The 26,827-nt window shown below is 72.6% G+C and carries 26 protein-coding genes, 1 tRNA gene and 1 pseudogene; 12 read left to right on the forward strand and 16 right to left on the reverse strand.

The features are described 5' to 3' along the window. Positions 1-41: 41 nt before the first annotated feature. Complete coding sequence (locus tag ACSDG8_RS22560) at positions 42-1,190, reverse strand: carboxylate-amine ligase (protein WP_210899527.1); 1,149 nt, start codon at positions 1,188-1,190, stop codon at positions 42-44. 194 nt (positions 1,191-1,384) lie between these two features. Here ACSDG8_RS22560 and ACSDG8_RS22565 point away from each other — a divergent pair, with 194 nt between their 5' ends. The 4 genes from ACSDG8_RS22565 (at position 1,385) to ACSDG8_RS22580 (ending at position 5,747) form a co-directional block, all read left to right on the forward strand. Then, positions 1,385-1,660 carry a DUF6412 domain-containing protein gene (locus ACSDG8_RS22565; RefSeq protein ID WP_210899569.1) on the forward strand — a complete coding sequence of 92 codons (276 nt, stop codon included), beginning with the start codon at positions 1,385-1,387 and terminating at the stop codon, positions 1,658-1,660. 132 nt (positions 1,661-1,792) lie between these two features. Continuing rightward, positions 1,793-2,539, forward strand: a complete 747-nt coding sequence (locus tag ACSDG8_RS22570; protein WP_210899525.1) for a YidC/Oxa1 family membrane protein insertase — start codon at positions 1,793-1,795, stop codon at positions 2,537-2,539. A gap of 76 nt (positions 2,540-2,615) precedes the next feature. Next, entirely contained in the window at positions 2,616-4,040 is a 1,425-nt protein-coding gene (locus ACSDG8_RS22575; RefSeq protein WP_210899523.1) for a carbohydrate-binding protein, read from the forward strand. A 141-nt stretch (positions 4,041-4,181) separates the two neighbouring features. Next, positions 4,182-5,747, forward strand: coding sequence for a cellulose binding domain-containing protein (locus ACSDG8_RS22580; RefSeq protein WP_210899521.1), 1,566 nt, complete (start codon positions 4,182-4,184; stop codon positions 5,745-5,747). Positions 5,748-5,760: 13 nt separating this feature from the next. Here ACSDG8_RS22580 and ACSDG8_RS22585 read toward each other — a convergent pair whose 3' ends face one another. Together ACSDG8_RS22585 and ACSDG8_RS22590 are read right to left on the reverse strand one after the other, a co-directional pair. Further along, positions 5,761-6,423: a DedA family protein gene (locus ACSDG8_RS22585; protein ID WP_210899519.1), complete on the reverse strand. Its 663-nt coding sequence runs from the start codon at positions 6,421-6,423 to the stop codon at positions 5,761-5,763. Between the two features lie 70 nt (positions 6,424-6,493). Further along, positions 6,494-7,087, reverse strand: coding sequence for a DUF1349 domain-containing protein (locus ACSDG8_RS22590; protein ID WP_210899517.1), 594 nt, complete (start codon positions 7,085-7,087; stop codon positions 6,494-6,496). Positions 7,088-7,140: 53 nt separating this feature from the next. Between ACSDG8_RS22590 and ACSDG8_RS22595 the strand changes: the two genes are divergently transcribed. Together ACSDG8_RS22595 and fabG are read left to right on the forward strand one after the other, a co-directional pair. Continuing rightward, complete coding sequence (locus ACSDG8_RS22595; RefSeq protein WP_210899515.1) at positions 7,141-8,793, forward strand: alpha-amylase family protein; 1,653 nt, start codon at positions 7,141-7,143, stop codon at positions 8,791-8,793. A gap of 60 nt (positions 8,794-8,853) precedes the next feature. Next, positions 8,854-9,612: a 3-oxoacyl-ACP reductase FabG gene (gene fabG / locus ACSDG8_RS22600; protein ID WP_210899513.1), complete on the forward strand. Its 759-nt coding sequence runs from the start codon at positions 8,854-8,856 to the stop codon at positions 9,610-9,612. On the opposite strand, the pseudogene ACSDG8_RS22605 reads toward fabG, so the two are convergent. Continuing rightward, positions 9,585-10,066, reverse strand: a pseudogene (locus ACSDG8_RS22605) (hypothetical protein). The gene fabG and the pseudogene ACSDG8_RS22605 sit on opposite strands and share 28 nt — an antisense overlap. Beyond that, positions 10,059-10,472 carry a hypothetical protein gene (locus ACSDG8_RS22610; RefSeq protein ID WP_374223585.1) on the reverse strand — a complete coding sequence of 138 codons (414 nt, stop codon included), beginning with the start codon at positions 10,470-10,472 and terminating at the stop codon, positions 10,059-10,061. The pseudogene ACSDG8_RS22605 and the gene ACSDG8_RS22610 overlap by 8 nt, the downstream one beginning before the upstream one ends. Before the next feature lie 131 nt (positions 10,473-10,603). Between ACSDG8_RS22610 and ACSDG8_RS22615 the strand changes: the two genes are divergently transcribed. Then, positions 10,604-11,500, forward strand: coding sequence for a Gfo/Idh/MocA family protein (locus ACSDG8_RS22615; RefSeq protein WP_210899507.1), 897 nt, complete (start codon positions 10,604-10,606; stop codon positions 11,498-11,500). A 28-nt stretch (positions 11,501-11,528) separates the two neighbouring features. Here ACSDG8_RS22615 and ACSDG8_RS22620 read toward each other — a convergent pair whose 3' ends face one another. Then, positions 11,529-11,726 (reverse strand): DUF2795 domain-containing protein, encoded by a 198-nt coding sequence (locus tag ACSDG8_RS22620; RefSeq protein ID WP_210899505.1) that lies wholly within the window; start codon positions 11,724-11,726, stop codon positions 11,529-11,531. 125 nt (positions 11,727-11,851) lie between these two features. Between ACSDG8_RS22620 and ACSDG8_RS22625 the strand changes: the two genes are divergently transcribed. Next, entirely contained in the window at positions 11,852-13,108 is a 1,257-nt protein-coding gene (locus ACSDG8_RS22625) for an erythromycin esterase family protein (protein WP_210899503.1), read from the forward strand. Between the two features lie 35 nt (positions 13,109-13,143). Here ACSDG8_RS22625 and ACSDG8_RS22630 read toward each other — a convergent pair whose 3' ends face one another. The 3 genes from ACSDG8_RS22630 to ACSDG8_RS22640 form a co-directional block, all read right to left on the reverse strand. Beyond that, positions 13,144-15,324: an MMPL family transporter gene (locus tag ACSDG8_RS22630; protein WP_439427217.1), complete on the reverse strand. Its 2,181-nt coding sequence runs from the start codon at positions 15,322-15,324 to the stop codon at positions 13,144-13,146. A gap of 28 nt (positions 15,325-15,352) precedes the next feature. Beyond that, complete coding sequence (locus tag ACSDG8_RS22635; protein ID WP_439427218.1) at positions 15,353-15,898, reverse strand: TetR/AcrR family transcriptional regulator; 546 nt, start codon at positions 15,896-15,898, stop codon at positions 15,353-15,355. Positions 15,899-15,990: 92 nt separating this feature from the next. After that, positions 15,991-16,581 (reverse strand): PadR family transcriptional regulator, encoded by a 591-nt coding sequence (locus tag ACSDG8_RS22640; RefSeq protein WP_439427219.1) that lies wholly within the window; start codon positions 16,579-16,581, stop codon positions 15,991-15,993. Positions 16,582-16,637: 56 nt separating this feature from the next. Here ACSDG8_RS22640 and ACSDG8_RS22645 point away from each other — a divergent pair, with 56 nt between their 5' ends. Beyond that, the gene (locus ACSDG8_RS22645) at positions 16,638-17,816 is read left to right on the forward strand and encodes an FAD-dependent oxidoreductase (protein WP_439427220.1); all 1,179 of its coding nucleotides are present in this window, start codon (positions 16,638-16,640) and stop codon (positions 17,814-17,816) included. 1 nt (position 17,817) lies between these two features. Here ACSDG8_RS22645 and ACSDG8_RS22650 read toward each other — a convergent pair whose 3' ends face one another. Further along, the gene (locus ACSDG8_RS22650; RefSeq protein ID WP_210899493.1) at positions 17,818-18,219 is read right to left on the reverse strand and encodes a winged helix-turn-helix transcriptional regulator; all 402 of its coding nucleotides are present in this window, start codon (positions 18,217-18,219) and stop codon (positions 17,818-17,820) included. Positions 18,220-18,309: 90 nt separating this feature from the next. On the opposite strand from ACSDG8_RS22650, the gene ligD reads away from it, so the two are divergent. Then, positions 18,310-19,269, forward strand: a complete 960-nt coding sequence (ligD, locus tag ACSDG8_RS22655; RefSeq protein ID WP_439427221.1) for a non-homologous end-joining DNA ligase — start codon at positions 18,310-18,312, stop codon at positions 19,267-19,269. 12 nt (positions 19,270-19,281) lie between these two features. On the opposite strand, the gene ACSDG8_RS22660 is transcribed toward ligD, so the two are convergent. After that, entirely contained in the window at positions 19,282-20,013 is a 732-nt protein-coding gene (locus ACSDG8_RS22660) for a DUF1275 family protein (RefSeq protein ID WP_439427222.1), read from the reverse strand. Positions 20,014-20,101: 88 nt separating this feature from the next. Between ACSDG8_RS22660 and ACSDG8_RS22665 the strand changes: the two genes are divergently transcribed. Continuing rightward, a complete protein-coding gene (locus tag ACSDG8_RS22665) occupies positions 20,102-20,446 on the forward strand; it encodes a hypothetical protein (RefSeq protein WP_439427223.1) in 345 nt (114 codons plus the stop codon). Continuing rightward, positions 20,430-21,581 (forward strand): cupin domain-containing protein, encoded by a 1,152-nt coding sequence (locus tag ACSDG8_RS22670; protein WP_282100794.1) that lies wholly within the window; start codon positions 20,430-20,432, stop codon positions 21,579-21,581. Before ACSDG8_RS22665 ends, ACSDG8_RS22670 begins: the two co-directional genes overlap by 17 nt. A 44-nt stretch (positions 21,582-21,625) precedes the next feature. Here ACSDG8_RS22670 and ACSDG8_RS22675 read toward each other — a convergent pair whose 3' ends face one another. The 5 genes from ACSDG8_RS22675 to ACSDG8_RS22695 all read right to left on the reverse strand — a co-directional run bounded on the left by ACSDG8_RS22675 (position 21,626) and on the right by ACSDG8_RS22695 (position 26,784). Beyond that, positions 21,626-23,653, reverse strand: a complete 2,028-nt coding sequence (locus tag ACSDG8_RS22675) for a LuxR C-terminal-related transcriptional regulator (RefSeq protein WP_439427224.1) — start codon at positions 23,651-23,653, stop codon at positions 21,626-21,628. Positions 23,654-23,803: 150 nt separating this feature from the next. Then, positions 23,804-23,878, reverse strand: a tRNA-Arg gene (locus ACSDG8_RS22680). Positions 23,879-23,953: 75 nt separating this feature from the next. Continuing rightward, positions 23,954-24,649 (reverse strand): winged helix-turn-helix domain-containing protein, encoded by a 696-nt coding sequence (locus ACSDG8_RS22685; RefSeq protein WP_073828686.1) that lies wholly within the window; start codon positions 24,647-24,649, stop codon positions 23,954-23,956. 610 nt (positions 24,650-25,259) lie between these two features. Beyond that, positions 25,260-25,934, reverse strand: coding sequence for a DUF305 domain-containing protein (locus ACSDG8_RS22690; protein WP_439427225.1), 675 nt, complete (start codon positions 25,932-25,934; stop codon positions 25,260-25,262). A 13-nt stretch (positions 25,935-25,947) separates the two neighbouring features. Beyond that, positions 25,948-26,784: a DUF3105 domain-containing protein gene (locus ACSDG8_RS22695; RefSeq protein ID WP_439427226.1), complete on the reverse strand. Its 837-nt coding sequence runs from the start codon at positions 26,782-26,784 to the stop codon at positions 25,948-25,950. Between the last annotated feature and the right edge of the window lie 43 nt (positions 26,785-26,827).

Here is a 26,827-nt window from a genome sequence, read left to right on the forward strand (position 1 = left end):
GCCGCTCATCCTGTCACGCCGGGACCCGGCCGTGCGGTCGCTCAGCCACGGGTCTGGCGTGCCACGTCCGTGACCACGTCGACGAGGCTGTCGGTACGCGCGAACACCGCCCGCTGCCGGGCCGCGCCGCTGCCGTGCCGGCGCAGCCCGCCCAGCAGGTCGGTCACCCGGTCGAGGTCGCCGTGCCGCTCCAGTTCCGGGCGCAGCCGGTCGACCAGCCGGTCCAGCAGCTCCCACGCCGGGCGCAGCTCACCGTCGGTCAGGTCGACGCCCTCGCCCTCCAGCCCGTCGTGGGCGGCCCGCCAGTGCGCCGCGACGAGCAGGTGGTGGTCGGTGTTGACGGCGGGACGGCCGGCGGCGATGTCGGTGAGCGCGGTCGCCACGAGCGCGCGGACCAGCGCGGCGACGAGCACCGCGTCGTCCACAGTCGGGCAGACGTCGCCGATCCTGATCTCCACGGTGGGGTACTTGGCGGAGAGCCGGGCGTACCAGTAGAGCATTCCCTCGTCCAGCATCACGCCGCTGGCGATGAGCTGACGGATCAGCCGCTCGTAGTGCTCGTGCGACTCCAGGTACGGGGTGGGCGCGACCGACGGCCAGCGTTCCCACTCGACCGAGCGCCAGCTCGCGTACCCGGTGTCCTCGCTGCGGGCGAACGGGGAGTTCGCGGTGACCGCCTGCAGGATCGGCAGCCACGGCCGGACGTGGTTGAGCACCTGCACGCCGGTGTCCGGGTCGGGGATGCCGACGTGCACGTGCATGCCGTTGTTGCCGGGACCGGGCACCAGCAGCCGGAACCGCTCGATCATCCGGTCGAAGCGGGGCTTGTCCACCACCGCCGGCACCGGCCCGTCGACCGGTCCGGTGCCGATCGCGAGCAGCCGTACGCCGGCCCGCTCGGCCGCGTCGGCCAGCGCGGCGCGGAGCATCGACAGGGAGTGCCGGATCGAGGACAGGTCGAGCCCGGGCGGGCTGCCGATCTCGATCTGGCTGGTCTGGAACTCGCGTTCCACCTGGCCGCGCAGCTCCGCCGGCACCTGCTCCATGACCAGGTCGACGGCGGGCACGGCGGTGCCGGTGTGCGGGTCGGCGAGCAGGAACTCCTCCTCGACGCCGACTGTCAGCAGGTCGGTCCCGCCGGTCTCGGCGCTCCGTTCCCGCTCCGCCACTGAGCCGCTCATCGTCACCACCGTCTCCTCCGGACCGCTCGCGGCACCGTGCCGCGTGGTCGAGGCCCTGTTACCCACCGTGTCCGTTTGGGGAAACGTGGCGCTGGGCGTGTCGGCGCCGGTTCGCCCGTTCGGGTCGTCCGGCCACGCGCCGCCGGTGCGCGAACGGGGCAGCAGGGCGTGACACGGCGGGCTACCGTGGTCGCGTGGTGGGGATGCTGGCGGTGCTGACGGGCACGTGGGCGTACGCGCTCACCCTGTTCGCCGACCGCCCGGCCGGGCTGCTCGCCGGCGCGGCCGTCGCCGCCGCGCTGCTGCTCGCCACCCTGCTCGCGTTGCGGGTCCGCGCGCTGCCCGCGTCGCCCGGCACCCGGTTCGCCGCCGCGCTGCGGGCCCGGGCCCGCCGTCGCGGGGTGCCCCGGCAGGTCGACCCGGACGCGCCGGGCCGTCCGCGCCCTCGCGCGCCCGGCCTGCGCCCCTCGGCCGCGTAGCCGTCCCGGCCCGCGTCGACGGGCAGCCGGTTCCTCCACCCCGGCTTTCGCGGCCGATTCCGTCGTCATCCGTCCCGCCGCGCGGCACGTCGCCGTCCGGGACATCCGGAATCGCCACCGAGGGGTCCACCCATGCTCGCCTTCGCACCGTTGCACTCCGCGGCCTCGGCCGCGGCCACAGTCGTCACCTGGCTCGCCGACGTCCTGGCCCCGCTCACCGGCGGCGCCGCGACGGCCGCCGCCATCGTCCTGTTCACCGTCGCCGTCCGGCTGCTGATCTCGCCGCTGACGGTGGCCCAGGTCCGTGGGGAGCGGCGTCGCACCGCGCTCGCCCCCGAGGTTCGGGAACTCCAGCGCCGGTACGCCGACGACCCGGCCCGCCTCCAGAGCGAGGTGTTCGCGCTCTACCGCAACGCCGGGGCCAGTCCGGTCGCGGGCTGCCTGCCGGCGCTGTTGCAGGCGCCGTTCTTCCTGGTCATGTACCGCGTGTTCGCCACCGGTGACGGCGCTCCGCAGCTGCTGGGGGAGCGGCTGGCCGGCGTACCGCTGGGGTGGCATCTCGGCGACGGCCTGTCCGGCCCGGTGCCGCTGGTGTTCGGCGTGCTGCTGGCCGTGTTGCTCGCGCTGGCCTGGTGGTCGTCGCGGCGGATGCGCCGGGCGGCGGCCGCCACCGGCACCGTGGCCGGGACGCCGACCGAGGGTCCGGGCGCGGCGGTGCTCGGGCGGCTGCTGCCGCTGCTGCCGTACGGCACTGTGCTCGTCGCGCTGGTGGTGCCGCTGGCGGCGGTGCTCTATCTGGTCACCACCACGGCGTGGACCGCGCTGGAGCAGGTGGTGCTGCGTCGCCCGCAGCCGGCGGCAGCCATCGACAAGCGTTGACAAGTGCGGGGTCGGGGCGTAGAAATCGCCTCAGAGAGCGCTCTCCCGGACCCGTCCCCGCAGAGAGGCACCCCGAATGAACCCGATCCCGGCGGCTCCGGCCGCCTCCGCCACCGTGCCCCGAGCACGCCGCCGCCTCGCCCTGGCGGCCGGCGTGCTCGCGCTCACCACCGCGCTCGCGGGCGTCTCGATGACCGCCCAGGCCGCGGTCCCCCCGACGCCGTCCGGCTGGAGCCTGGTGTGGAGCGACGACTTCACCGGCTCGGCCGGCACACTGCCCTCGTCCGCCAACTGGATCATCGACACCGGCACCAGCTACCCGGGCGGACCGGCCAACTGGGGCACCGGCGAGATCCAGACCTACACGTCCAGCACCGCCAATCTGTCCCAGGACGGCTCGGGCAACCTGCGCATCACGCCGCTGCGGGACTCGGCCGGCCGCTGGACCTCGGCCCGGATCGAGACGGTGCGTTCCAACTTCAAGGCACCGTCGGGCGGCGTGCTGGCCCTGGAGGGCCGGATCCAGATGCCGAACGTGACAGGCGCGGCGGCGTCCGGGTACTGGCCGGCGTTCTGGGCGCTCGGCTCGCCGTACCGGGGCAACTACCAGAACTGGCCGGGCATCGGCGAGTTCGACGTGATGGAGAACGTCAACGGGATCAACTCGGTCTGGGGCGTGCTGCACTGCGGCGTCGCGCCGGGCGGCCCGTGCGGGGAGTTCAACGGCATCGGCGCGTCCCGGGCCTGCCCGGGCAGCACCTGCCAGTCGGCGTTCCACACCTACCGGTTCGAGTGGGACGCCTCGGTCAGCCCGCAGCAACTGCGCTGGTACGTCGACGGCCAGCTCTTCCACACCGTCGGGCAGAACCAGATCGGTGAGCCGTACTGGAGCCAGATGACCAACCACGCCGGCTACTTCCTGCTGCTCAACGTGGCGATGGGCGGCGGTTTCCCGGACGGCGTGGCGGGCTCGGCGACGCCCACCGCGTCGACAGTGCCGGGCCGGTCGATGCTCGTCGACTACGTGGCCGTCTACACCCGGGGTGGCGGGAGTAACCCGTCGCCGACGCCGACCACGCCGCCGCAGGGCGGGGTGCGTGACGCGTACGCGACGATCCAGGCCGAGTCGTTCAACGCGCAGAACGGCGTGCAGGTGGAGACGTGCGCCGAGGGCGGGCAGGACATCGGCTGGCTCGCCAACGGCGACTGGGCCCGCTACGACAACGTCGACTTCGGCTCCACGCCGCCGCGCGACTTCGTGGCCCGGGTCGCCTCCGGCGCGGCATCCGGGGTGAGCGGGCTGGTGGAGGTCCGGGTGGACAGCCCGACCGCGCCGCCGATCGGCAGTTTCGCGGTAGGCAACACCGGCGGCTGGCAGACCTGGCGCTCGGTGCCGGGCAACGTCGGCGCGGTGACCGGCCGGCGCACCGTCTACCTGACGTTCAGCAGCGGCCAGCCGTCCGACTTCGTCAACGTCAACTGGTTCACCTTCCGCCGCTGATCCCGGTCGGGACGCGACCCGGGCCCCGGCCCGGGTCGCGCCGAACCGGTGCTGGACAGAAACAGTTAACACTCTTAATAATGGGCGCACGTCGACGGTTGTGAATCCCTCTCCACCCCCGCCCGTCCCCTGGAGGACGCCGTGAGACTCCGCCCCCGCCTGGCGACGCTCGCCGCCGCGCTGACCACCGCCGTGGTCGCCGGTGCCCTGCTGGCCGCGCCGCCCGCCTCCGCCGCCACCGCGGCCTTCGTCCGCACCTCCAGCTGGAGCAGCGGGTACGAGGCCCGGTTCACCGTCACAAACGACAGCTCCGCCGCCATCTCCTCGTGGAACGTCCAGTTCGACCTGCCCACCGGCAGCACGCTCGGCTCGTTCTGGGACGCCCGGCTGACCACCTCCGGCCAGCACGTCACCGCCGTCAACCAGTCCTGGAACGGCGCGCTCGCCCCCGGCGCCAGCACCAGCTTCGGTTTCGTCGTCAGCGGCACCGGCGACCCGGTGAACTGCACTGTCAACGGCGGCTCCTGCACCGGCGGCGGCAACCCCGGCAACCCGGGCGCACCGGCGACGCCGGGCGGGCTGCGGGTCACCGGCACCACCGCGTCGTCGGTCTCGCTCGCCTGGAACGCGGTCTCCGGCACCGTCACCGGCTACCGGGTGTACGAGGGCAGCACGGTCAGGGCCACAGTCACCGGCACCTCGGCCACCGTCTCCGGGCTGGCCGCGTGCAGCGGGCACAGCTACACGGTGACCGCGTACAACGGCAGCGGCGAGTCGGCGAAGTCGGCTGCGGTCGCGGCCACCACCAGCGGCTGCACCGGTGGCGGCGGGGGCGCGATGGCCGCCGCTCCCTACCTCTACCCGGGCTGGGGCGACCCGCCCGCGCCGTCCACCGTCATGGGCGCGACCGGGATCAAGTGGTTCACCATCGCGTTCGTGCTCTCCGGTGGCGGCTGCACCCCGGCCTGGGACGGCAACGGCCCGCTGACCGGCGGCACGCACGCCGCCACCATCGCCGCGATCAAGGCGGCCGGCGGCGACATCATTCCGTCCTTCGGCGGGTGGAGCGGCAACAAGCTCGGCCCGAACTGCTCGTCCGCCGCCGCGCTCGCGGGCGCGTACCAGCAGGTCATCAACGCGTACGGGCTCAAGGCCATCGACATCGACATCGAGAACAGCGACGAGTTCGAGAACGAGGTGGTGCAGGACCGCATCCTGGACGCCCTGAAGATCGTCAAGCAGAACAACCCGGGGATCAAGACGATCATCACGTTCGGCACCTCGACCACCGGGCCGTCGTACTACGGCACCCGGCTGATCAACCAGGCCGCCGCGAAGGGCGCCGGGATCGATGTGTTCACCATCATGCCGTTCGACTTCGGCGGCGGCGCGAACATGTACCAGAACACGGTGAACGCGGCCGAGGGCCTGAAGACCGCGCTGAAGAACGCGTTCGGCTGGTCCGACGCCACCGCGTACGCGCACATGGGCCTGTCCGGCATGAACGGCCTCTCCGACCAGCAGGAGCTGACCTCGCCGGCCACCTGGACGCAGATCCGCGACTGGGCGAAGGCCCGTGGGCTGGCCCGGTTCACGTTCTGGTCGGTCAACCGCGACCGGCCCTGCCCGGGCGGCGGTGTGGTCGCCAACTGCTCCGGCATCGCGCAGAACACCTGGGAGTTCACCGGCATCACCGCCGGCTTCTGAGGCCGCGCGGCGGTCAGCGCCCGGTGGTCACCGACTGCCGGGCGCGCCGCCGGCGCACCTTCTTCACCGCCCAGCTCACGATCATGAAACCGAAGACGGCGAAGATCGCATAGTTGAACCACTGGCTGTACCTGTCGACGTCCTCCCACCGCGAGCCGAGCATGAACCCGGCGCCCACGATCAGGGCGTTCCACACCCCGCTGCCGAGCGTGGTGAGCAGGATGAACTCACCGAGCGGCATCCGGTTCGCGCCGGCCGGGATCGAGACCAGGCTGCGGACCACCGGCACCACCCGGCCGATCAGCACCGCCCACCGGCCGTGTCGTTCGAACCAGCGGTCGGCCTTCTCCAGATCCTCCAGGTCGACCAGCGGGATATGGTCCAGCCAGCGCTTGAGGCGCTCCTCGCCGAGCGCCGCGCCGAGCCAGTAGAGCACCAGCGCGCCGAGCAGCGAGCCGACCGTCGCGGCGACCACGATGAACACCACGTTGAAGCGGCCCTCGGCGGACAGGTAACCGGCCATCGCCAGCACGATCTCGCTCGGGATCGGCGGGATGATGCTCTCCAACGCCACCAGCAACGCCACGCCGACCGCGCCGAACGAGTCGATCACGTCCGCCACCCAGCCGGTCAGCCCGGTGAACTGGTTCGGGTCGACGTCCTGGGCCAGGGCCATGTCGGTCCTTCCACGCGAGAGCCGGAGATCCGAAAGTGTTACCCGGACCGGCGGCCGTCACACCTGTGACTCAGCCCTCCGGGTGCAGCGCGGCGTCCGCCGGACCCCGCCGCCAGCCGGTGAAGCGGACCAGTAGGCCGCCCCGGCTGGGCGAGCAGCAGTACGGCCCGGCGGTCGCCGGCGCCCCCGGGTCGAGCGGCGCGACGCGGACCAGCCGCCACGGCTCGTCCTCGCATCGGGCCCGGACGGTCAGCGCGTCGCCGGCCCGGCTCACCCGGACCGTCACCTCCCGGCCGGACCACTGCGGCACCGGCGCCACCGACCAGTCGGAGAACTCGTCGGTGACCACGGCGCCGACCTGCGGGGCGCCGTCGCTCACCTCGACCCCGGCCTTGGTCCACCGCCGCTCGTCCACTCGCACCAGCACGCCGGCCTGGTCGAACTGGACGGAGTAGTCGAGCAGGAACGACACCTCCACGGCGCTGCCCGCCGGGAACGGCGCGAGCAGCGCCGAGCCGTCGTCGTGCACGAAGCCGTAGCTGGTGCGCCGCCAGAAGTCGCTGCCGCCGCGCGGCTCGACGAGCAGGCCGCCACCGTCCGGCTCGGCCCGCTCGGGCGGGTTCAGCCAGGTGCCGGCGGACCAGTCGTAAGCCTCCTCGCTCATCCCGGCACCGTACCGGGTTTGCCGCCGCGCGCGTTCGGAGAAGTAGTCCTCGCATGGGTGACAGGTGGTATCAGGAGGCGGTCGTCTACTGCCTCGACGTCGACACTTTCGCGGACTCCGACGGCGACGGGGTGGGTGACTTCCAGGGCGTGATCGGACGCCTGGACTACCTGGCCCGGCTCGGCGTGACGTGTCTCTGGCTGAACCCGATCCATCCCTCGCCGAACGAGGACGACGGGTACGACGCGACCGACTTCTACAACGTCGACCCGCGCCTGGGCACGCTCGGCGACTTCGCCGAGCTGCTGCACCAGGCGAGCAACAGGGGCATCCGGGTCATCATCGACCTGGTGGTCAACCACACCTCGGACCAGCACCCGTGGTTCCAGTCCGCCCGGTCCTCGCCGGACTCGCCGTACCGGGACTGGTACGTCTGGGCCGACCACGAGCCGGCCGACCGCCACCAGGGCATGGTCTTCCCGGGCGAGCAGCACGAGACGTGGACCTACGACCGGACCGCCAAGGCGTGGTTCTACCACCGCTTCTACAAGTTCCAGCCGGACCTGAACATCGAGAACCCGAAGGTCCGGGCGGAGATCAAGAAGATCACGTCGTTCTGGCTCCAGCTCGGCGTCGCCGGTTTCCGGATGGACGCGGTGCCGTTCATCATCGAGCGCACCGAGCCGGGGAACCCGAACTCGCCCAAGGACTTCGACTTCATCACCGACCTGCGCCAGCACGTGCAGTGGCGGCGCGGCGACGCGGTCCTGCTGGCCGAGGCGAACGTCGAGCCGGACGAGCTGCCCGTCTACTTCGGCGACGGCAGCGGCTCGGGCAACCGGATCCACATGCTCTTCGACTTCATGCTCAACGGCCGGCTGATGCTCGCCCTGGCCCGGGAGGACCCGGAGGTGATCATCGAGGCGCTGCGCGACACCCCGAAGCTGCCCACCGGCGGCCAGTGGGCGACGTTCCTGCGCAACCACGACGAGATCGACCTGTCCCGGCTCACCGCCGACCAGCGCAACGACGTGCTGGCGAAGTTCGGCCCGGACGAGAACATGCAGCTCTACGGCCGGGGCATCCGCCGCAGGCTGGCGCCCATGCTCGGCAACGACCGCCGGCACATGGAACTGGCGTACTCGCTGCAGTTCTCACTGCGCGGCACGCCGGTGCTGCGCTACGGCGAGGAGATCGGCATGGGGGAGGACCTGTCGCTGGACGGGCGCGACGCGATCCGTACCCCGATGCAGTGGTCCTACGGCGACAACGCCGGCTTCTCCACCGCCGAGCCGGAGAAGCTCGTCCGCCCGGTCATCGACAAGGGCGAGTACGGCTACCAGAAGGTCAACGTCACCGCCCAGCGCAAGGACCCGCGCTCGCTGCTCGGCTGGTTCGAGCGGATGATCCGGACGCTGCGGGAGGCGCCGGAGACCGGCTCGGGCAGCACCACCCACATCGACGTGCCGATGCCGCCGGGCGTGCTCGCGCACCGGGCCGACGGGCGTACCGGGACGATGGTCTTCCTGCACAACCTCGGCACCGAGGACGTGGAGGTCGACCTGAGCACGCTGGCGCCGGAGGCGGACCTGCCGATCGACGTGCTGAGCGACCGCAACTACGAGGACGTGGGCAAGCTCGACCGGCTCAAGCTCGGCGGGTACGGCTACCGGTGGATCCGGCTCTGCCGGGACCACGAGCGGTAGGCGCGGCGTACCGGCGGGTTAAGCTCCTTCGATCGAGCCACAAGTTACCGGGAGGTAAGCATGTCGGAGGAGCCCCGCGTCGCCATCGTCACCGGAGCCGCGCGCGGCATCGGGGCGGCGACCGCACGCCGGCTGGCGGCCGACGGCATGGCCGTCGCCGTGGTCGACATCGACGAGTCCGCCACAAAGGAGACAGTGGACGCCATCGGCTCGGCCGGTGGCCGGGCGCTCGGCGTCGGCGCCGACGTGTCCGACCGGGCCCAGGTCGAAGCCGCCGTGGAGCGGGTCGCCGCCGAGCTGGGCGCCCCGACGGTGCTGGTCAACAACGCCGGTGTGCTCCGCGACAACCTGCTGTTCAAGATGACCGACGGCGACTGGGACACGGTCATGGGCGTGCACCTGCGCGGCGCGTTCCTGTTCAGCCAGGCCGCGCAGAAGCACATGGTCGAGGCGAAGTGGGGCCGGATCGTCAACCTGTCCAGCACCTCCGCGCTGGGCAACCGGGGCCAGGCGAACTACTCGGCCGCCAAGGCCGGGCTCCAGGGCCTCACCAAGACGCTCGCGATCGAGCTGGGCCCGTTCGGGGTCACTGTCAACGCGGTCGCGCCGGGCTTCATCGTGACCGACATGACCGCCGCCACCGCGGCCCGGATGAAGGTCGACTTCGACGACCTCCAGAAGCACGCCGCCGCCGAGATCCCGGTACGCCGCCCCGGCCGCCCGGAGGACGTCGCGCACACCATCTCGTTCCTGGTCGGCGAGGGCGCGTCCTTCGTCTCCGGCCAGGTCATCTACGTCGCCGGCGGTCCGAAGGACTGACCGCTACCGGCCCTTCCCGGCGCGATCCCGCTCAGGCGGGGTCGCGCCGCGTGCGCCAGAGCCAGAACAGGCCGAGCACCGGCAGCACCAGCGGCACGTAGCCGTAGCCGCTGCCGAAGCCGGACCAGACCGTCTCGTCCGGGAACAGCTCCCTGTCGGCGATGCTCAGCACGCCGACGCCGAGCACCCCGACCAGTTCGACGGCGCAGCAGGCCAGCGCGACCCGGCGGCCGGCGTGCCCGGCCCGGGCCAGCCCGACCGCCGCCACGATGTAGATCAGCGCCGCCACCGCGGACAGCGCGTACGCCACCGGCGCCTCGTCGAACTTCGTGGCGATCTGCAACCCGGCCCGCGAGGTCGCGGCGATGGCGAAGACGATGTAGACCGCGATCAGCAGCCGGCCCGGGCCGCGGTTGGTGGCGCGCTGCTCGTGCGCGGTCGTGGTGTCAGCCACCGACGGCCTCCCAGGTCTGCTGGAGCCGGACCGCCACGACCGGCGTGACCAGGCAGATCGCGCAGACGATGCCCGAGCCCCACCGGGTCGGCTCCATCCGGGCCAGCACCCAGGCCAGCGGCGGCAGGCAGACGAGCGTCGCCAGGTAGCCGAAGAACGCGCCCGGCTCGCCCGGCCGCTCCCCGCCGCCGAGCGCGACCAGCGCCACCACGGTGAGCGCGATCAACGCCACCTCCAGCACGGCCAGGCCGACGAACTGGATCCGGTCCGGCGGCCGGTGGCGCAGCGCAGCCACCAGGGCCCAGAGCGCGACCGCCAGCGAGATCACGATCGCGACCGTGGCGAGCGGCCCGTCCACCGGGGATCCGGCGGCCGCCGCGACGGTCGTCGACACAGTGTCGTTCACCGGCACAGCCTACTAACCGGTGTAGTAGCTGCCCGCCCGCCGGGTCGAGGCGCGCCGGACCGGCCGGAGGACTAGCGTGGATCACGGTCCCGGCGTACGCCGGTGGTGGACGTCGACGGCAGGGGGTCCGGGTGCGGTTCGGGTTGTTCGGCACGGGTTACTGGGCGGCGCAGACGCACGCGGCGGCCATCGAGGCCCACCCGCGGGCCCGGCTCGCGGGCGTGTGGGGGCGCAATCCCGCCAAGGCGGAGGAACTGGCCACCCGGCACGGCGTGCCGGCCTTCACCGAGGTCGACGCGCTGATCGACGCCTGCGACGCGATCGCCGTGGCGCTCCCGCCGGACGTGCAGGCCGACATCGCCGTCCGGGCCGCCACCGCCGGGCGGCACCTGCTGCTGGACAAGCCGCTGGCGCTCGACCTCGCCGGCGCCGACCGGGTCGTCGACGCGGCCCAGGCGTCCGGTGTGGCCTCGGTGGTCTTCTTCACCCAGCGCTTCCACCCGAACGTCACCGGGTTCCTCGCCTCGACCGCAGCGGCCGGCGGCTGGCAGCACGCCCGCGCCACCATGTTCGCGTCGATCTTCCAGCCGGGGAACCCGTACGGCGACTCGACCTGGCGGCGGGAGCGCGGCGCGCTCTGGGACATCGGCCCGCACGCGCTGTCGCTGATCCTGCCGGTGCTCGGCCGGGTCACCCGGGTCGCCGCGATGGACGGCCCGAGCGGTCTGGTGCACCTGCTGCTCACCCACGACGGCGGCGCCACCAGCTCGCTCTCGCTCACCCTGGACGCACCGCCCGAGGCGGTGACCCGGGACTTCGTCTTCTTCGGCGAGAACGGCACCGAGACCGTCCCGCCCGGCGACGGCAGCGTGCTCCAGGCGTTCGGCGCCGCGCTCGACCAGCTTCTGGAGGAGATCGACGCGGGCACCCGCGACCACCGCTGCGACGTGCGGTTCGGCCGCGAGGTGGTGGCGGTGCTGGACGCCGCGCAGACCGCCCAGGCCGAAGCCCGCACCGTCGAGCTGTAAGGAGGGGCCCCTTCTTAACACCTGCCGGTCAGGCGCCGGCCAGCGTGACGAGCGCCTCGCCCAGTTCGGTGGGGGAGTGGAACTCCTCGGCCGGCAGGGACCGCAGCGCCTGGAGCGCCTCGGTGCTGGCGCCGTTCTCCTGGCCCCAGCGGACCAGGTCCTCCCGGGAGACCGGGTAGTCCAGCCCGGCCAGGAACTCCTGCAACTGCGCGCCGGTGACGGTCATGCCGCCCGGCTACCCACTGAGCCCTGCGCCATGCCCGCCGCCGGGGCCGGGCCGCGTCCGCCGTACGCCCGCCGCCGGACCCAGCGGCGGCGGTTTGCCCCGACGGGCCCCGGGTAGCCGCGGACATGCTGGTACAGCGGCTCGGCGCGCCGAGCGACTTCGACCCGCTGCTGGAGCGCGTCCGGGACGCCCGCGTGGTGATGATCGGCGAGGCGACGCACGGCAGCTACGACTACTACCGGCTGCGGGAGCAGCTGACCCGGCGGCTCATCGCCGAGCAGGGTTTCGACTTCGTCGCGGTGGAGGGGGACTGGCCGGACTGCGACCGGGTGCACCGGTCGGTGGTGGGCGCCCCCGGAGGGTCGGCCGATCCGCTGGCCGCGCTGGAACGGTTCGAACGCTGGCCCACCTGGATGTGGGCGAACGCCGAGGTGGCCCGCTTCTGCCGCTGGCTGCGGGCGTGGAACCTGGAACGCCCGGAGCGGGAGCGGGCCGGCTTCCACGGCCTGGACGTGTATTCCCTCTGGGAGTCGATGCAGGCCATCTTCGACTACCTGGGCGAGGAGGACCCGGCCTCGCTGGAGGCGGCGCAGGAGGCGTACCGCTGCTTCGAGCCGTACGGCAAACGGGTCGAGGAGTACGGGATGGCCAGCCGGTTCGTCTCCGCCCGGTGCGAGGAGGAGGTGGTCCGGCTGCTGGCGCGTACCCGGGAACAGGCCGCCGCGGACGGCCCGGACCGCTTCTCGGCCTGGCAGAACGCGGAGGTGGTGGCCGGTGCGGAGCGGTACTACCGGGCCATGGTCGCCGGTGGCCCCGAGTCGTGGAACGTCCGGGACATCCACATGGCCGACACGCTGGACCGGCTGCTCGACAGGTACGGGCCGGGCTCGCGGGGCATCGTGTGGGCGCACAACACGCACGTGGGCGACGCCCGGGCCACCGACATGGCGGCGGACGGAATGGTCAACATCGGGCAGCTCGGCCGGGAACGGCACGGCCGGGACGCGGTGGCGCTCGTCGGCTTCGGCAGCTGGCGCGGCAGCGTGATAGCCGCACCGCGCTGGGGTTCCCCGGCCGAGGCGATGGTGGTGCCGCCGGCCCGGGAGGGCTCGGTGGAGCACCGGCTGCACGAGCTGATGCCGGACCGGGCCGTGCTGGTGTTCGGCGGCGACGACCAGCCGGAGTGGGTGACCGGTGAGGCCGACCACCGGGCCATCGGGGTGGTGTACGACCCGAGCTTCGAGTCGTGGGGCAACTACGTGCCGACCCGGCTCGGCGAGCGGTACGACGCGCTCGTCTGGTGCGACGAGACCACGGCGCTGCACCCGCTGCCGGCGCACGTGACGCCGGGTGAGATGGAGACGTACCCGGCGGGGGTGTGACCGGGTGGGGCCCGTCGGACCCCACCCGGTACGGCTCACACCTGCGCGTGCTGCTTGTCGGCGAGGTGGGCGCGCAGGCCCTCACCCTCGACGTCCACGTTCGGCAGGATCTTGTTCAGCCAGCGCGGCAGCCACCAGGCCGCGTTGTTCAGCAGCGACATGACCGCCGGCACGATGGTCATCCGGACCACGAACGCGTCGATGGCGACGCCGATCGCGAGCGCGAAGCCCATCGACTTGATGATCGGGTCCTCCAGGAAGACGAAGCCGCCGAACACCGAGATCATGATGAGCGCGGCGGCGGTGACCACCCGGGCGCCGTGCCCCATGCCGTTGATGGTGGCCTGCTGCGCGGTGTCGCCGTGCACGAAGTCCTCGCGCATCCGGGAGACCAGGAAGACCTCGTAGTCCATGGCCAGGCCGAACAGGATGCCGATCAGCAGGATGGGCAGGAAGCTGACCAGCGGGGCCGGGGTGTCCAGGCCGACCAGGTCGGCCAGGTGGCCCTGCTGGAACACCGCGACGGTGATGCCGAACGTGGCGGCCACGGTGAGCAGGAAGCCAAGCGCCGCCTTGACCGGCACCAGGATCGACCGGAACACCAGCATCAGCAGCAGGATCGACAGACCGACGACCAGCAGCAGGTAGACCGGCAGCGCGTCGGAGAGCTTCTCGGACACGTCGATGCCGACCGCTGTGACGCCGGTGAGCAGCACGTCGGCGTTCTGGATGCCGGCGACCTGCTTGCGGATGTCGTGCACGACCGTCTCGGTGGCCTCGTCGGTCGGCCCGGTCTTCGGGATCACGCCGAGCAGCGCGGTACGCCCCGACGGGTCGACCTGCGGCGGAGCCACGGCGAGCACCCCGTCGGTCTTCTGGATCAGCGCGGTGACCTGCGGCAGGGCGGCCTGGGTGTCCTGCGGCGAGTCGGCGGTCACGACGACCGCGAGCCGGCCGGTGAAGCCGGGGCCGAAGCCCTCCCGGATCAGGTCGCTGCTGACCCGGGCCGGGGTGCCCTCGGCGGCGGCGGAGGCGTCCGGCAGCGCCAGGCGCATGTCCTGGGCCGGGATCGCGAGCAGGCCGAGGCCGAGCAGCCCGACGAGGATGACCGGGATGCGCAGCTTGGTGACCCAGTTCGCCCAGCGGAAGCCGAAGCCGGAGCGGTCCTCCGAGCCGGTGGCCGGGTCCTCGACCGCCTTGCGGTCACGCAGCTTGCGCGGCAGCGCCTTGTTGCCGGCGAAGCCGAGCAGCGCCGGGGCCAGCGTGATCGCCACCAGCACGGCCACCGTCACGGTGCCGGCCGCGGCCAGGCCCATCACGGTGAGGAACGGGATGCCCACCACGGCCAGGCCGGCGAGCGCCACCACGACCGTGGCGCCGGCGAAGACCACCGCCGAGCCGGCGGTGCCGACCGCGCGGCCGACCGCTTCCTCGGGGGAGTGCCCGTCGAGCAGGTTCTGCCGGTGCCGGGAGGTGATGAACAGCGAGTAGTCGATGCCGACCGCGAGGCCGAGCATGAGCGCCAGGATCGGCGCGGTGCTGGTCAGCTCGATCGCGCCGCTGAGCGCGTACAGGCCGGCCATGCCGACGCCCACACCGATCAGCGCGTTCAGCATGGTCATGCCGGCCGCCACGAGCGAGCCGAACGTGATGACCAGGACGATCGCCGCGACCAGCACGCCGATCGCCTCGGTCGAGCCGACCTCCGGCTCACCGTTCAGCACCTCGCCGCCGGGGGCGATCTGCCAGCCCTGCGCCTCGGCCTGCTCGCCGACCTTCTCGTACGCCTCGCGCTGCTCGTCGGTGACCTCGTCGGCCCCGCCGGCGAACTGCACCTGGATCAGCGCGTACCGGCCGTCCGGGGTGAGCGCCTGCGCCTGGTACGGGTCGACCGCGCCGACCACGCCGGGCAGCGTGGCCGCCTGCTCGGTGACCTGCTTGACCACCGCCTGGCCGGCGGGTGTGGTGAGGGCGCCGTCCTGTGGTGCCTTGATCGCGATCGTGCCGGTGGCGCCACTGGCCGCCGGGAAGCGGTCGGCGAGCAGGTCGATCGCCTTCTGCGACTCGGTGCCCGGCATGGTGAAGTTGCTCGCCGTCGGGCCCCGCAGCGTGGCCGCGGCCAGGCCGAGGCCGACGAGTACGACGAGCCAGATGACGGCGACGAGTCGCCGTCGACGCAGAGATGCCCGGCCGAGCCGGTACAGCAGGGTCGCCATGGACCTTCCTTGTCCTCGCAGTTTCGGATCAGATGGAGACTTCGAGCGCGCGGTATGCCACGGCGAGCAGCGCGGGACGGAGCTGTTCGTCCGGGATGTCCAGGAACTCGCCGCAGGTCTCGGCGATGCCGGCGAGCACGACAAGCGCCGCGACGCGGGCCTCGGGCCGGTCGGAGAAGCCGGCGAACGCCGCGACGAGCCGTTCGGAGATCTGCTGGATGTGCATGAACGTGGGCTGCTGGAGCAGGTCGGAGAACTCGCCCCGGAGCAGCGCGATCTCGCGGCGGAAGCGGACCGCCAGGTCGACGAAGCCTTCCGCCGCGACGCGTTGGGCGTCCGCGCCGGTGTGCTCGGCGATCCGGGCGTCGAGTTCCTCCAGCATCGCGATGGCCGGGGCCATCAGCTCGCCGAGCAGCGCGTCCTTGCTGGCGAAGTGGTAGAGCACTGTGGCCTTGGAGCAGCCGACCTCGCGGGCGATGTCCTGGAGTGAGGTGCCCTTGTAGCCGGTGAGGGCGAACCGGCGAGCCGCGGCGGTGAGCAGCTCGTCGTGGGTGGCCGGGGTCGGGCGTGCCATGACATCCAGCATGCCTGACCGATCGGTCAGGTGCTGACCGATCGGTCAGATTGCCCGCGTGGTGTTCGCCACAAAGGCCCGTTTCCGCGGGATCAGGGCGATGTGCCGGTCCAGTCGGCCAGCCACTCCCCGGACCAGGTGAGCGTGCCGGCGCGTAGGTCCGCGACGAGCCCGCGTACCCAGTCCAGCTCGGCGCGGAGCGCTGTGAGCTGGTATTCGTCCTCGATCAGGAAGAGCCGGGGCAGTCGTACCCCGGCCAGTGCCGCCTCACGCTCGCGCAACCGTGCCTTGATGGCGCCGGCCCGCTGGTCGAGCAGCCGGGCCGCCTCCTCAGGCGGCAGGATCGGCAGGAACGACAGCGCGGCGGGGAACTCCGGGAACTCCCGGGCGGGGGTGGCGAGCGCGTCGGCGAGCCACCCGTCGAGCGTGCGGCGCCCGGCCGGCGTGAGCGCGTACACGATGCGTTCCGGCCGTCCCTCCTCGCGCCTGGTCTCGGCGACCCGGATCAGCTCGTCGCGGCGCAGCCGGTCGATGGTCTGGTAGATGCTGTTGCGCTGCGCGACGTTCACGACGTCCTGCTTCTCCCGCTCCCGGATGAGCTGCTGCATCCGGTACGCGTGCATCGGCTCCTCGACCAGCAGGGCCAGCACCATCATCGCCAGCGGCGAGCGACGAACCGTCATGCCCTCACCCTAGGTGCCCCCTGTCGCGGCATAGTCATTTTATGTATAGTCATGACATGACTAAAGCTGTCGTCGTCGGCGCCGGGCTGGCCGGCCCGGTCGCCGCCATGGCGCTGCGGCGCGCCGGCATCGACGCCTCGGTGTACGAGGCGTACCCGCGGGACGCGGTCGGGGTCGGCGCGTTCCTGACGCTCTCGGCAAACGGGCTCGACGCGCTGCGCGCGATCGACCTCGACGACCTGGTGGCCGGGCTCGGACACCCGACACCCCGGATGCTCATGCACAACCACAGGGGGCGCCGGCTCGCCGAGTTCGGGGCCCCCGGCAGCCGTACCGTCGGCCGTTCCGACCTCTACCGGGCGCTGCGCGACGAGGCGCTGCGCCGCGGCGTCGAGTTCGTCCACGGCGCGCGGCTGACCGGCGCCGACACCACGGACGACGGGGTGACCGTTCGGTTCGCCGACGGCCGGACCGCCCACGGCGACCTGCTCGTCGGCGCCGACGGGCTGCGCTCCCGGGTCCGCGCGCTCATCGACCCGGCCGCCCCCGCGCCGCGCTACGTGCCGCTGCTGAACGCCGGTGGCTTCGCCCGGGGGCTGCGCCTGCCCGATGAGCGCGGCGTGATGCAGATGACGTTCGGCCGGCGCTGCTTCTTCTGCTGGATCGTGGTGGGGGAGGACGAGGTCTGGTGGTTCGCCAACCCGCCGCAGCCGGTCGAGCCGACCCGGGAGCAACTCGACGCGACCGGCCCGGACGAGGCCCGGTCCCGGCTGCGCGCGCTGCTCGCCGCCGATCCGGGACCGGCGACGCGGATCCTCGACCACACCGCGCGGATCGAGTACGGCTGGCCCACCTACGACCTGCCCTCGGTGCCGGTCTGGCACCGCGACCGCATGATCGTGATCGGCGACGCGGCGCACACCGCCGCCCCCTCCTCCGGGCAGGGCGCGGCCATGGCCTTCGAGGACGCCGTCCAGCTCGCCCGCTGCCTGCGCGACCTGCCGGACGTGCCGGCCGCGTTCCGCGCCTACGAGCGGCTGCGCCGCGACCGGGTGGAGCGGGTGGTCGCCCAGGGGCGGCGGACCAGCACCACGAAGGTCGCCGGCCCGGTCGGGCGGCTGGTCCGGGACCTGGGCATGCCGCTCGCCGCCCGCTACCTGGCGCGCGACGGCGGCGCCGCCCAGGCCTGGCTGTTCGACCACCACATCGACTGGGCGACACGGGTACGGGACTGAGTCAGGCCGGTGGGCCGCCGTGCCTGCGGTCGTACTCGGCCCGGGCCGCGCTGATCGCCTCCCGGTGCCGCTCGGCCCAACTGGTCAGCGCCACCAGCGAGTCGTGCAGCTCACGGGCCATCGGAGTGGCCGTGTACTCGACCTTCGGCGGCACGCAGGGATGGACGTGCCGGTGCAGCAGCCCGTCCCGCTCCAGGTTGCGCAGCGTCAGCGTGAGCATTCGGCGGCTGATCCCCTCGATCCGGCGCTCCAGTTCGGTGAAGCGGACCGGGCCGGCCGAGGCGGCGATCAGGATGCCGATGGCCCACTTCCCGCCCACCCGGTCCAGCGCCTCCCGCACCGTGCAGGCGCTCGCCTGCTCCGCCGGGCCGGACCCGCACCGGTTCGCCTCTTCCTCGCCCACGCCCCGATCGTCGCAGGTGCCGGCCGCCGAAGCGCGCGGGGCCACCGTGTCGGGGTTGCCGAGCCGGGCCCGGCCCGGGAAGGTGGTCCGATGGGCGCAGCCGACGAGACCCGGGCCGGAGTGTCGCTGACCAACCTCGACCAGCCGCTGTTCGACGGCGCCGGCGCGACCAAACGCGACCTGGTCGACTACCTCGACGCGATGCGCGACCGGATCCTGCCGGAACTGCGTGACCGGCCGCTGTCGGTGCTGCGGGTCCGGCCCGGCCAGGAGCCGTTCATGCAGAAGAACCTGCCGAAGTACACGCCCGAGTGGGTCCGCCGCACCGAGGTGTGGGCCGAGGCGTCGCACCGGCGGATCTCGTACGCCCTCTGCGACGACCGGCGGACGCTGCTCTGGTTCGCCAACCAGCGGGCGGTCGAGTACCACCCGACGCTCGGCCGGGCCGGGCAGCCCGAGCACCCGACCCACCTGGTGCTCGACCTGGACCCGCCGGAGGGCGACTCGTTCCCGGCCGCCCTGCGGGTCGCGCTGCTGGTCCGGCAGGCGCTCGCCGACGCCGGGCTGGCCGGCGCGGTGAAGACGAGCGGGGCGAAAGGCCTGCACGTGATCGTGCCGGTCGACCCGGCCACCACGGCGGAGGAGGCCGCCGCCGCGACCCGGGCGCTCGCCGTCCGTACCGAACGGCTCGACCCGGCGGCCGCGACCACCGCGTTCATCGTCGCCGACCGCGGCGGCCGCGTCTTCGTCGACTCCACCCGGGCGTACGGGGCGACAGTGGTGGCCGCCTACAGCCCGCGGATCCGGCCCGGCGCCCCGGTGTCGTACCCGGTGGGCTGGACCGACCTGGAGAGCGCGAGCCCGGCCGACTTCACCGTGCGGACCGTGCCCGCGCTGCTGGGCGACCGGGATCCCTGGGCGGAGGCGTTGCCCGCGCCGCAGCGGCTGCCGGCGGACCTGGTCGAGCAGGGGCGGACCATCCCGGTGGCCCGGGTGCAGGCGATGCACGAGGGCAAGCGGCGTGCGAAGGCCCGCCGCGAGGCCGGGTGAGCCCGGTTCGCGTCAGCGCCGCCGGGTCGCCGTCGCCGGCGGGTGCTTTCCCCAGGTGGACGCGATGAGCACCACGGCCAGGCCCCAGGTGACGATCATCGTCCAGATCGGGCGGGTCTCAGTGGCCGCGCCCACGAACCCGCCGATCGCGTAGCTGACCAGGCAGAGCAGGCCGGTCGCGGCGAGCCGCCCGGCCGCGGCCCGGCCCTCCGGCTCGAACACCCAGTCGGCGATGCCCTTCGTGGTACGCAGCACGGTTCCGGTCTGGTACGACGTGGCGGTCTGCACGCCGAACGTGCGGACGATGAGCCCGCCGAGGATGCCGACCGGGAACGCCAGCAGCGCGGTCAGGATCGTGCGCTCGGTCAGCGAGTCGCGACCCGAGTCGAGGGAGCGGTCCACCAGTCCCCAAAGCACCAGCAGCGCCAGCATGGCGAGCAGTTCCATGCCTGGCGGGGTGAGCGGTCCGGCCGGGCGCAGGCGGCGGATCCCGGCGCCGAGCAGGCCGCCGAGACCGAACGCGACAAGCGAGGCCACCGCGGCCGGCCAGGGCGGAAAGTGATCGGCGGCACCCATTCCGACGAACGCCACGTTGCCGGTCTGAATACCCACGAACACCTTGTACTTGAGGAACGAGAATGCGTCGACCACGCCGGCGAGGCCGGTGGCGAGCGCAAGCGCCAGAAACGGTACGTGGAAGTCGTATTCCCCCACCCGCCAGCGATCCTCAGCGTTATTGGACATCGCCCTCCCTACCCCTGGTTGAGCCCGTGAAACCGCTGCGGCGCGCGATGCGCAGAAGTGCCGGGAAAAGTGTTTTCTGTCGTTTCCGGTGAATAGCGCGATCGCGTTATTCACCATTCGCATCCGGTTCGGCAGCATCGCAATTGCGTCTCGACGGCGAGACTCGAAGCCGAAGGAGGCCGAGCGCATGTTCGTGCTCCCTGTCGCCAGACTCCGCGTCACGTTCTATTCGATCGCGGCGCTGGCCGTCGCCGGAATCGCCACTGGTGCTCCGGTCTGGAGCATTGCGGCGTCGCTGTTCCTCTGTGTCGCGATTCCGCTCGCGGTGGCCTTTCAGAGCCCGGAGCACCTGCGGGCGTTGTTCGTCCCGTCCCGGGCCGCCGATACGACGGCCCACACCCGGAAGGAAATTCGTCATGCCCAGGTCCACTGACCCCCGCGAATCGGGAACGCCCAAGGACCACCAGATGGTCGGCACGGTCCCGCGCAATCCGGCGATCGACAAGTCCCACCCGGACCTGGTGAATCCGCCGTCGACCGACAACGGGCTCATGCCCAACCTGGTCTTCCCGTTCTCGCTGGCGCACACCCGTCAGGAGAGCGGCGGCTGGACCCGGGAGGTCACCAACCGTCTCCTGCCGATCGCCCACGACCTGGCGATCGTGAACATGAAGCTCAACCCCGGCGCGTACCGGGAACTGCACTGGCACATCCAGTCCGAGTGGGCGTTCGTCCTCACCGGAAGCTGCCGGATCGCCGCCGTGGACCAGGAGGGCCGCAACTTCCTGGAGGACGTCAAGGCCGGTGACCTCTGGTACTTCCCGGCCGGCATCCCGCACCACATCCAGGCGCACGAGGAAGGCGTGGAGTTCCTGCTCGTCTTCGACGACGGCTGCTACTCCGAAGACGCGACGTTCCAGCTCACCGACTTCTTCTCGCACGTGCCGAAGGAGGTCATCGCCAAGAACTTCGGCTGGACGATGCAGCAGATGGCCAACTTCCCGGCCGAGTCCGAGCGCTACATCTTCCCGGGCCAGAGCCCGCCGCCGCTGGCCGAGGACCGCGTCTTCAGCCCCACCGGCGACGTGCCCCGCACGTTCAAGCACAGCCTGCTCGCCCAGACGCCGGAGAAGTTCGAGGGCGGCAGCGTACGCATCGCCGACTCCAGCAACTTCGCCGCGGCGATCACCACCACCGTCGCCATGGTGGAGATCGAGCCCGGCGCGATGCGGGAACTGCACTGGCACCCGAACGGCGCGGAGATGCAGTACGTGATCTCGGGCAAGGGACGCATGGGCGTCTTCGCCAACCACGGCACCGCGCGCACCTTCAATATGGAGACCGGCGACGTCGGCTACGTGCCGATCTCGATGGGCCACTACATCGAGAACATCGGCGACAAGCCCTTCGTCTACCTGGAGCTGTTCCGGACCGCGAAGTTCGAGGACGTGTCGCTCGCCCAGTGGCTGGCGAACGTCCCGCCGGAGGTGGTCGCGGACACGATCAACATGCCACGCGAGCTGATCGAGGCGCTTCCGAAGACGAAGAGCCCGTTGCAGCGGCACTGAGAACGCGGCTGAGCGCGGACGCCACGACCCGGTGGCGTCCGTGCTCAGCCGTTGTCGTTGTCGCGGGACTCCCAGACCAGCGCCAGCTCCACCCGGTTGTGGACGCCGAGCTTGGCGTAGATCGAACGCAGGTGGGTGTCGACGGTGTGGAACGAGACGAACAGGTCCCGGGCCGCCTCCTGCTTCGTCATGCCGATCGCGAGCAGCTCGGCCACCCGTACCTCGGCGGGGGTCAGCGCGGCCACGGCCGGGCGGCAGGCGTCGTCGCCCGCGGCGGTCGCGGCCGTGCCGTCCTGGTCCCGCGTCCCCTCGCCGCCGCCTGCGGCGCCCATCCGGGTGTACATCGCGGCGGCCTCGGCGAGCAGGCCCGGAGCCTCCGCCGACGGCAGCCCGGGCGACCGCGCCAGGTCGTGCAGCGCGTCGGCCAGAGCCGGCCGGGCCGAGGTGGTGCGGAGCAACCGCACCGCCGCCCGCAGCGCCGCCGGATCGCCGGTGAGCAGCCCGTCGACCTGGTGCGCCACCCCACGCCAGAGCGCGTTGTTCGCCATGCCGGCGGCTCGCTTCAGATGATCGGCGAGAGTCTCGGCGCGGCGCCGGTCGCCGAGCGCCAGCGCCGCGCGGACCAGTCGCGGACCGTGGTGCGGCACCAGCAGCAACGGCGCCATCGAGCGGTCCGGCACGGCGAAGGCGGCGCCCAGGAGCGCGGCGTGCCGGCCCGGGTCCGGGTCCCCGGCGGCGGCGCAACCGAGCCGGAACCACTGCATGTCGTCGGGCCAGCCCACCACGGCGCGTTCCCGGGCCAGCAGCTCCCGGGCCGCGGCCACCTCACCGCGGCGCAGCAGCACCTCCACGACCGTGGCGAGCAGATCCGCCCGGGCCTGCGCCGGCAGGGCCCCACCGCGTTCGGTCAGGGCGAGGCGGGCCCGGGCCTCGGCCTCGGCCAGTTCCCCGGTGGTCAGCCGCAGGACGCAGTCCAGCGCCGTCACCAGCGGCTGCGCCACCGCGCCGAGCATGTCGATCTCCGCGGCGACGCTGTCCAGCGCGGTCGCCGCGTCGACGTGCCGGCCGAGCGCGATCTGGTTCGCCACCCGGTCGACGCGCAGGAAGATCGCCTGGGTACGGGCGGCCGGCTCGCCCGCGTCCACCTCCCGCAGGATCCGCGCGGCGCGCGGCAGGTCGCCGGTGGCGGTGGCCCGGGCCGCGTTCGCCAGCGCCAGGCGGATCGCGCCGCCGGGGGAGGGGCTGCGCTCGTGGGCCCGCTCCGCCGCCGCCACCAGCTCGGCCGCGTCGGGATGCCCGAACCGGGCCGCCAGCGACGCCAGCATGGTGAGCGTCCAGCTCCGCCCCGCGACGTCCAGCTCCTGGTTCAGCGCCCGCCCGAGGTACGTCAGGGACAGCGAGGGGCGCTGGGTCGCGTAGTAGGCGCCGAGCCGCCCAAACAGCATCGCCCGCTGACGTGGCCCGTACCGGTCGGCGGCGACCTCCCGGTGCAGCATGCGCAGCGTCTCGTCCACCCGGCCGGCCAGGTAGAGGTTGTCGGCGACGTCGACCAGCCAGGTCAGGCGCGCGTCCGCCGCCCCGGGCGCCGGAGTGGCCAGCAGCAGATCCGCGGCCAGGCTGGGACCGACCGCCGGATCGACCGCCAGCCGCGCGGCCAGCGCCCCGGCGGACCGGCTCACCGCCGGCAGGACCCGCAGGAGCTGCCGGGCGGCCTGGGCCGGGCGCCCGGCGTCGGCGAGCACCTCGGCCGCCGCCTCGCGCAGCGCCTGCCGTACCGAGGGCGGGGTGTCCCGCAGGACGTCGTCGCGTAGCGCGATCGAGGCCAGCCGCAGCCCGGCGGCGGTGTCGACGAGGAAGCCGCGAGAGATCAGCTCCTCCACCGTCGCGTCGATCGGCTCGTCCGGCGTGGTGCCGGTACGCGTGGCCACCGCTTCGAGGAACCACAGCCCGCAGGGGGCGTCGGCGACGGCGGTGCCGCGCAGCACCCACCGTTGCGCGGTGGTCAGTGAGGAGGGAACACCCGTGTGCATCTTGGGGCGGTTGGTCAACGGAGTCTCGGGCAACTGGCTCACCTTCGCAGGTGCTGGGGTTCGACCCGTTCACCGCGAGGTTAGCCAGCTTGTGACCCGTACATTCCCGAATTCGGGGACACCGCTCAGCACGCCTCGGACACGACGAAGGCCCCTGACCGGGCTGGTCAAGGGCCTTGCGGTGATCCGATCTGGTGCCCCCGGCAGGATTCGAACCTGCGCTCCCGCCTCCGGAGGGCGGTGCTCTATCCCCTGAGCTACGGGGGCTCAGCGACCCGAGAAGAGTAGCAAACCCCCTCCCGGATCACCGAATCGGTATCCCGCGAGTCGATCTTCGTCGGATCAGGCGGCGGCGACGGCGCGACCGCAGCTCGGCAGCGGGTGCAGCACGACGCGCCGGGGCAGCCGACGGGGCCACTCGTTGCGCGGCCACGAGCCGTCCACTATCAGGTGCACGGTGCGCTCCTCGGCGCCGCTGAGCCGCAGCACGAAGTCCCGGGGCAGCGGCGGATCCACCGACGGCGTGGTGACCATGAACCGCACCCGTCCCCGCGAGGAGACCGCCGAGACCACGTCGGCGGCGGGCATGGTGCCGCGCAGGCGTACCCGGCCGATCCAGTAGACCTCGGCGGCGTGCTCCTGGGCCGCCCGCGTGATCGCCGGGTACTCGCTGCGTACCCAGCGCTCGACCGCGCTGACGCACAGGCCGCAGGCCCGCTCGCGCGGCTCGCGCGGCCCGAGCCCCCAGGCCCGCAGGTACGCCCCGACGGTGCCGGCGTCCATCGTCAGCCCGAAGCGGCGCTCGATGAGGGCGGTCAGGCTCTGCCGTGTCCAGAGCTCCTCGTCGAGGCCGAACTCGTCGGGGTGGACGCCCCGGAGCACGTCGATGAGTTCGAGTTCCTGTTCGCGGCTGAGCGTTCCCGGCTCGCCCTGCCGCAGTCCGCGACGGACGGCTGCCACCGCTCCGTCACCGCCGATGGTGTGGCGTCGGCACCAGCTGGTCACCGACCGCCCTGCGTCTCTGAGTGCAACCCCCACGTCTTGGGCAACGAGCCCGAATCGCAACTGGTCACGATATGTGGGTAGAAAACTCTCCAACCCCCACAATGACCCGTTAACCCCAAACCGTTACAAACCCCCAAGCCAGGACATCTCGCCCCGGATCACCCGATCCTCGACGTGGCCACCCCGTCCCGCCTGGATCGGCCCGCCCCGCCCGAACCCTCACCTGTTCTTGATCGACTCCACCTCGCCGAAGTGGCTGCATCCCGCCCATCCTGACCCCGCCACCTCCCCGAGCCGGAGTGGATCAAGAGGGGGACCCCGCCACCTCCCCGACCTGGTGTCGATCAAGCACCGACCCGGGAGCGCGGACGCGCAAGGCGGGCGGGGATGCCGTGTCGGGCTGACCTGGGCCGCCCTCGCCCATCCTCCCGCGATCTTGCACTTGTGGCCCTCTCTTAACGGGTGAATCCGGCATTTGCGGGGCAGTAACTGCAAGATCGCCGGGGCGGGCCGGGGCGGGCCGGGGCGGGCCGGGCCGGGGCGGGCCGGGGCGGGCCGGGCCGGGGCGGGGCAGGCGGGACGGTGAGGCCCGGTGCCCCTGGGAAGGGGACCGGGCCTCGGGGGTTGAGCGGGGTGGTGGGTGTTACGGGGTGCCGCCCAGGCGCTTCAGCGCCGCGCTCAGGTTGGTCAGGTCGTTCTGCTGGGTGTTCTTCATGACCTGCGCGACCGCCAGCACGTCGTCGTCGCGCCCCTGGTCGAGGATGCCGTCGATCATGTGCACGCCGCCGATGTGGTGGCGGATCATCATCTGGAGGAAGAGCACGTCGAACTCGCGGCCGCTCGCGGCGCGCAGCTTCGCCATCTCTTCCGGCGTGGCCATGCCCGGCATCAGGCCGTTCTTCACCAGCCCGCCGCCGTCCGACATCCACGCCATCGGCGCCTGCTCACCGGTCGGGTCCAGCTTCCAGGACCGCAGCCAGGTCTGCATGGTGCCGATCTCGCCCTGCTGGCCGGTGGCGATGTCCACGCCGACCTGGCGTACCTCCGGGTCCTGGCCCTGGTTGAACGCCAGCAGGCCCATGGCCACGGCCTGGTTGTGGTGGGCGGTCATGTCCCGGGCGAACCCGGCCTCCGCCGAGTTCTCACCCGGCCGGGTCAGCGTCGGGGTGAGCAGACCGCCGGCGTACCCGAGGAGCAGCCCGACCACGAGGGCGGCGACCACCGCCGGCAGGCCGTAGCGGCGCATCGCGCCCCGGCCGCCCTGGCCGGCGGCCGAAGCCTCGTCCAGCTCGCTGTCGGTGGTCACCGGAGCGGTCATCGCGACGTCGTCCTTACTGGGTGGGCTGCTGGGGCATGGTGTTCTGCGGGTTGTCGCGCGGAGCGGTGCCGGGGGCCGTGATGCCCTGGTCGCAGAGCGCGTTCGGGCCCTCGATGGAGGCGTTCACCCGAAGCGTCTTGATGAAGTCGTCGATGCGGCCGTCGTCGGCGTTGTCGACCTTGAGCTGGTAGCCCCAGGCCTGCAGCGAGATCGGCTTGTCCAGCCCCTCGAACGGGCTGAGCATCAGCTTCTCCTTGCCCTGCACCTTGCTCTTGAGCTTCTCCACCTGGTCGGCGGGCAGGTCCGGGCGGTAGGTGATCCAGACCGTGCCGTGCTCCAGGCTGTGCACCGCGTGCTCGTTGGCGATCGGGGCGTCGTAGACGTCACCCATGCAGTTCTGCCAGGCCTGGTTGTGCGGGCCACCGACCGGCGGGAGGACGTCGTACTTGATCGCGCCGGGCTGGTGGTTGCCGCCCTTGACCAGGTCCTTGTCCTTCTCGCGGTAGTCCACGATGCCGTCGATCGCCTGGGCCCGCTTCTCCCACGGCTGGCCGCCCTGGTAGACCGCCCAGGCGCCGACGCCGACGATGCCCACGGCCAGCACGCCGACCGCGACGAACAGGGCGATCGGGCCCCACGAACGACCCTGGCTCACCTTGACCGGGGCGATCGGCTTGCGGCCCTTGCCGCCGGCACCGGGCCGTGGCGTGCCCTTGCCGCCCCCGGCCTTGCCCGCGCCGGCCTTCGCGGCGGGCTTGTCGGCAGCCGCAGGCCGGCCGGCGGCCGGCTTCTTGCCGGTGCTGACCACGGTGGGACGGCGCTCCGGGCCGCCCGGGGTGCTGATGCTCATCGTGCCTCGTCAGGTCGGTCGGTCAGGGGGACCGCGGGGCCGG

It is taken from the genome of Micromonospora sp. LA-10 (assembly GCF_051853095.1).
Classification (GTDB): domain Bacteria; phylum Actinomycetota; class Actinomycetes; order Mycobacteriales; family Micromonosporaceae; genus Micromonospora; species Micromonospora echinospora_A.